The organism is Anabaena cylindrica UHCC 0172, from assembly GCF_034931625.1.
Lineage (GTDB): Bacteria > Cyanobacteriota > Cyanobacteriia > Cyanobacteriales > Nostocaceae > Anabaena > Anabaena cylindrica_A.
In genome coordinates this window covers 1-5,942 of the sequence record NZ_JAYGGY010000146.1, presented here as the reverse complement: position 1 = coordinate 5,942, position 5,942 = coordinate 1, and the positions used below count along the sequence as shown (strand labels likewise).

Genomic DNA, 5,942 nt, shown 5'->3' with positions numbered 1-5,942 from the left:
AATGACCAATGACCAATGACCAATGACCAATGACCAATGACCAATAACCAATGACCAATGACCAATAACTAATAACTAATAACTAATAACTAAATATGAACTTAACACCAGACAGTAAAGTTTTAATTCAGGGTTTTTGTGAATTTATATCAGCAACTCATATTGCTCAAATGAAAGCTTATGGCACTAATTTAGTAGCTGGTGTCAATTCGGGATCTGGTGGACAGCAAATGTACGACCTCCCAGTATTTGACTTGGTGGAAGAGGTGACAGCAAAATTTGGGTCAATTGACACGTCGATTATTTGTGTACACCCTTATCAAGTGTTAGATGCTGCATTAGAAGCGATCGCATCTAATATTGGGCAGATCATTATTATCTCCGCTGGTGTGCCACCTTTGGATATGGTGACATTACTCCGCAAAACAGAGACGCGTGAAATTCTAATAGTCGGACCCAACAGTCCCGGAATTATCGTCCCTGGCAAAATTCTCTTAGGAACTCAACCTAGCGAATTTTACACACCTGGATCAGTGGGGATTGTAAGCCGCAGCAGCACTCTGACCTATGAAGTAGCCTGGGAATTAACCAAAGCTGGTTTAGGTCAGTCCATTAGTGTCAGCATTGGTAGTGATGCGATTGTTGGTTCATCTTTCCTGCAATGGTTGCAAATTCTTGATGAGGATGAAACCACAGATGCGATCGTTTTAGTCGGTCAACCAGGAGGAGGAAGTGAAGAAGCCGCTGCAAGATATATAGCTGAAGCTATTGATAAACCAGTCATTGCCTACATCGCAGGTAGACACGCACCATTAACTAAATATTGGCGGCCAACAGGAACCTTAGCAACCGTTGTTGGACGTGATTCCACTTTCGGCACAACACAAAATAAATTAGCAGCTTTTCAATCAGCAAACATTCCTCTAGCTGAACGTCCTTCTCAAATTCCCGAATTGTTGAAAAAGGTGATGGGTAATTCGTAGTACCAACATTAGACATCTAGTAAAAGAACGTAGAGACGTTACAGTAAGCCACAAAATAAATGATCCTGTTTTGTCATGCTGAGTGTAGCGAAGCATCTCGGAGGATTCTTCACTACACTTCGTTCCGTTCAGAATGACATTGGGCATTTCTTTTTGTGGAGTTCTCTTACAGGAACTGTCTCTACCAAAGGTTTTCAATAATGTATATTTATAGTGACTTAATATTTATAAGATAGTTCTTCCTCAAGATAGATAATATCAGATTTTGAAGCTGAAGTCAACACCATCACCTCATATTTTTGGCAAACATGAACAAAAAGATCCCCAACTTCTAAGAGGGTGTTTGAAAAGTTTTGGGCGACTAGAAGTCGCTACTACACAAACGAAGTCCACCTGCGTGGACTAATGAAAAATTAAGGTTTTGTCTGTATGGCCGCGACTTCTAGTCGCCAGGGCTAGTAATAAATTAGACTTTTCAAACACCTTCTTAGAAAGGAGGATTTAGGAGGATCTAAAGTTTTTCTAGAGAAATTTGGGATCTGAGAAGAACTATGAATCTTGATATCTGGTTAGTAATTGAGGAATATAATCATATCCATCAACACCGATAACAGAAATCATTTTAGGGCGATTTTGTTGAAGCAAAACTTGAAATTGATTTGCCCCAACTTGTCCTTTGATGATTATTAATAAACCCGCAGATTGTCGCCATTCATCAGAAGAAATTTGCTCTAGCAGATACATTCCCAAACTACCAGTATAAATAGCTTTTTCAAAATTATTGAGATGATAATAAGCTTCAGCTAAATAAGCTAAATTACGCCCTTGCAGATACAAATCACCAGAAACTTGTGCCGTTTTAAAACCCACTTCTAGATATTTAATTGCTGCTTCGTGTTGTCCAATTACCAAATAGGCAATACCTAAACTGCTAAAACATAAAGCTTGACTTTGAATATCACCTAATTTTTCGGCTAACTTTAAACCCTGTTCGAGATAATTAATTGCTGATTCATAAACTTCTGATTCGATATTTTCCAATTGCTGGGCTTGCATAACTTCGCTATAACCTAAATTTACCAGCGCGTTAGTTTCTCCAGTTTTATCACCTGCTTGCCTACTTAAAATTAATGCCCTTTGACTATAGTTAATTGCTTCGGCATAATTTTTTTCTTGGACATAGGTACGACTGAGATGATTAAGATTAGCAATTTCACAATAGCTATCCTTAGCATTTCTCGCTATTTCCAAAGCTTGCTGATGAAAATTAATTGAGCGCGGATATTTGCCTAAAGCACGTTGAGAGTATCCTAAAAGTGTCAAAATCCGAGCTTTTTCTTGAGTTCTCTCCACTGAACGCAGAGGTTCATCTAAATAATCTAAGGCATCACGTAAAGAACTACCAGAAAACGAAGCAAAAATCCCACCGTAAAGGGGGAAATAAGGACGCTGGGCAAAGGTTCTTAAAATCTGGAGCATAATTTGTGAAGCTCCATTGCTGTAAACTATTCCTTGGGTTTGAAAAGCATTTGCTAATTGACTCCAAATTACTGCAAAGGTTAAAAATGTGGAAATTGATAATTTTGGACCCGCTTTGATATCATAAGCTTGTTGGTCAAACCAGCTAACTAAACCCCGTTGTAAAAATTGTAAAACTATTGCTAATTCTACCCAATCACTCAGAGTAATATTTTGTTGTTTTTGAACAAATTCAATTACAGATTCTTCCAGTGCTAAGGTACGAAAAAATGCTGCGGGAAATTCGCTTTTGACTAACTTTGCCCAACTTGCCCAGGGACCACTTTCTCCGGGTACACCACCAAATCCCAGAGAACCTTTTTGTTCATACATCCAACTCAGTAGATTTTCTTGGATACGTTGCCAAGAAGCGACACCACGAGTAATTCCTGTTGATATCTGCGCTAAGTCGGAGTTAGCTTCACCAAATTGCTGTAAAGATTTAGCTAATTGCTGTAATTGGGATAAATTTAATTGATATTTGAGATTAGGATCTGTTAAACGCAAGAATACGGCTAAACGCTCATCATTACTGGCAATGGTAATTTCTCGGACTGCGAGAATTATAGCTTCTGTGGCTTTGTTTTGCTCTTGCCAGCGTTGCCATTGTGTTTGAATGGTTTTAATTGCTCTTAAACCACGTGTGGCTTTAGACTTTTTTAGTTCATCTTTTTCACTATCTACTTGGGTTTGCAGGGTTGTCAAGCGATCGCTCAAAGCTAACTCAAACACTTCCCCTGTGCCGGAAGTAATACCTTTGAGTAACATTTGATATACTTGCTCTACAGAGCTAATCTTACCCTTGAGAGTAGTTTCGACAATTTCATCAATTAAAGCGAGATAATGCTCGCGCAGAGGTAGGGAATCTGACACTTTAGCTAATAGAGTACATCACAACAATTCTAATTGTAGTAGGACTGAGAGTATTACAGATACATAATTTGTGCCACCTAAATTAGCTACCATCTATATCAAATGAGGCAACAGTATCTAAACATTGTCAAATTTTTGACTTTTCCAAACTTCATGAGTATGGTTTTTTATCAATAACTTATTTAGGATTGCTATATGAAACAACAATCAGAAACAATTATGAATATTAGGTTGTGGCTAACCACTGCCTGTAGTACGATAGTCTCCATTGCTGCTTTATATTTTGGTCTAAATCATTCAAAATTTTGCTTTAACCAAATGCGTTATTTAACTGACATAGAAAAAATTCAAATGGCATTCAATTATCACAACAGATGCGTAGGTTGGGTTGAACAAAGTGAAACCCAACATTTACAAGTTTTTGAAGTTTTGGGTTTCATCTCTCAACCCAACCTACAGTATTACTACTTATAATTCTTCAGATTTAAAATCTACCTTTTCATAAATATCAGCCAGCGAAATTTGACAAGGAATAGAAGCTAAGTTTAAAGAATCGTTAATATCTTCATACTCTAAAAACATCCATTTTTTATGATCAGTTTTAACGTATTGCTCAACGTGAATTGTGTATTGATCAATTAAAATATATTCTTGAAAATTAGCAATTGTCCGATAAGCTGCAAACTTTTCATCTCTATCATAACCTTTGGTAGATTTTGATAAAACTTCAGCAATCATCACTGGATTAGTAATAGTGTCATTTCTTCCTTCTTCAAACACTAGGGGAGTTTGGACAACCATTACATCAGGATAAGTATGAATCCGTCGTTTAGGAATCCAAAGCCGTTGGTCAGTATAATAGACTTCGTAAGGCTGACGCTTGAGAGCAAAATGTATGGCAACATATAAATTACCAGCTATTTTATTATGATTTGGTGTTCCACCTGTCATAGGGATAATTAATCCATCAATATATTCGTGACGTAGTTCTGAATTTACCTCAAATTCTAAGTATTCTTCGGGGGAATAGTAGCGTGTTTCCTGTGCAATAGTCATGATATTTATATCCTCAATTGCAGGTTGTTGATTTATTTAAGTTGTGTCTCTGGTTTAATTAGCGATGTATATTGTAATTTATTTTACTAACTTTTAAATAACAATTAACTTTCTTCCTCTATTTCATCATCATCTTCCATTTTAGGTAAATTACTAGGAGCAGATTTAGATTCTTTAGATTTTAATTGTTCTAATATGGTTTTAATTTCTTCTGGAATGTCAGTAGGCTCAAGATTATCAAGAATATCCTTCTGTGATATATTTAACTTTAATTCATTATTTATCCAAGCGCGAAGATTTTTTAGAGTCTCCTTACCCATACCTACTATTAGTAGATTATTCATATTGTCATAATTTACATAAGTTTTTATTAAATTGTTTGATTCACTTCTCGCACCTTGACTGCGATAATCCTCTAATTTTAATAATGAAGCTGTTTTATGAATGTTATCTTCAAGATTATAAGGGAAATTATATGTATTTAATGAAATGGTGTCTTTTAAAGAATGTATAATTTTTGATTCAATTTCTTCAATTGTTGGTATTATTCTATTTGGATATTTTCTAGATAAAGTTTTGAAAATTAAGCTAGGTGAGAGAAGATAGTTTTCAATTTCATGTCTTTGTAATTGATGTAAAATGACATTATTCTTCTCCGCATATTCGTTAAGTCTTTGCCGCCAATCTGGATTAAGACCATCTCCATCTCTTAAAAAATGAATTTCAATCTCTTGTCCAAGAAAATCCCTAAGAATGTTACGTATTTGAAATGGTAATTTATCATCTTTACCTCTACCCTTTTGTATTGGTACAGTATTGGTACCAGAAAAGCATTTTGTTCCTAACACATAATCAAATCTTTCAAGTACAGAAATATCATCATCTTCTATAAAAACAAGTTTCCCACTAATAACGGATTTTCCCAACTCATATGTATCAATACGAGTTGATATTTCCCTTTCTACATCCTGCGATTCAATTAAAGGTTTATTTATTGTGGTACGAGATGAAATAGGAATAACTTCTGATGGATCTGCTGCTCTTATAATTGATGTGGAATGAGTGGAAATTATTATTTGAATTCCTAATTCCTTCTGTATATCTCTCAATGTATTAGCCAAAGCAGTTTGTAAGTTAGGATGTAAATGTGCATCAGGTTCATCAAGTAAAACTACAGTAGATTCTTCAGGGCAAAAACGATAAATAGGTACGAGTATTTGTAAAACTTGCATAAACCCACTACCGGATGAGTTGAAGTCTAAAGATAAATTCTTTTCTTCGCATAAATCGCTATAGCGAGCCGTCACATTCAAATCTTGGTCTTGATTAAAAGAAATATTATCCAAATAAAAGTCAAATCGGTTTTCTAAAGTTTCTTTAAGACTGTTAAATTTATCTGGATATTTATTTTTAGTGTCCAGTAGCAAGTTACGGATAATTGTACTAACTTGACCATAGTTTAACTCCAAGTGTTTGGTCACACATTGCTCAATATGGTGCAATTGGTGGTTC

5 protein-coding genes are annotated in these 5,942 nt (G+C 35.5%); 2 read left to right on the top strand and 3 right to left on the bottom strand.

Annotated features, from left to right (window positions below; all coding sequences use genetic code 11):
• Positions 1 to 95 precede the first annotated feature (95 nt).
• Positions 96 to 983, top strand: coding sequence for a CoA-binding protein (locus VB713_RS28020; RefSeq protein WP_323314756.1), 888 nt, complete (start codon positions 96 to 98; stop codon positions 981 to 983).
• A gap of 549 nt (positions 984 to 1,532) precedes the next feature.
• Here VB713_RS28020 and VB713_RS28015 read toward each other — a convergent pair.
• Entirely contained in the window at positions 1,533 to 3,374 is a 1,842-nt protein-coding gene (locus tag VB713_RS28015; protein WP_323314755.1) for a tetratricopeptide repeat protein, read from the bottom strand.
• Positions 3,375 to 3,569: 195 nt separating this feature from the next.
• On the opposite strand from VB713_RS28015, the gene VB713_RS28010 reads away from it, so the two are divergent.
• Positions 3,570 to 3,848: a hypothetical protein gene (locus tag VB713_RS28010; RefSeq protein ID WP_323314754.1), complete on the top strand. Its 279-nt coding sequence runs from the start codon at positions 3,570 to 3,572 to the stop codon at positions 3,846 to 3,848.
• Here the strand turns inward: VB713_RS28010 and VB713_RS28005 are convergent.
• Together VB713_RS28005 and VB713_RS28000 are read right to left on the bottom strand one after the other, a co-directional pair.
• Positions 3,843 to 4,430, bottom strand: coding sequence for a Uma2 family endonuclease (locus tag VB713_RS28005; RefSeq protein WP_323314753.1), 588 nt, complete (start codon positions 4,428 to 4,430; stop codon positions 3,843 to 3,845). The genes VB713_RS28010 and VB713_RS28005 overlap by 6 nt on opposite strands.
• 104 nt (positions 4,431 to 4,534) lie before the next feature.
• The coding region (locus VB713_RS28000; protein ID WP_323314752.1) for an ATP-dependent nuclease at positions 4,535 to 5,942 on the bottom strand (1,408 nt) is incomplete at its 5' end.

Coding starts and splice junctions, on each gene's coding strand:
- VB713_RS28005 (WP_323314753.1), bottom strand. CDS start 4,430: ATGACTATTGCACAGGAAACACGCTACTATTCCCCCGAAGAATACTTA.
- VB713_RS28020 (WP_323314756.1), top strand. CDS start 96: ATGAACTTAACACCAGACAGTAAAGTTTTAATTCAGGGTTTTTGTGAA.
- VB713_RS28010 (WP_323314754.1), top strand. CDS start 3,570: ATGAAACAACAATCAGAAACAATTATGAATATTAGGTTGTGGCTAACC.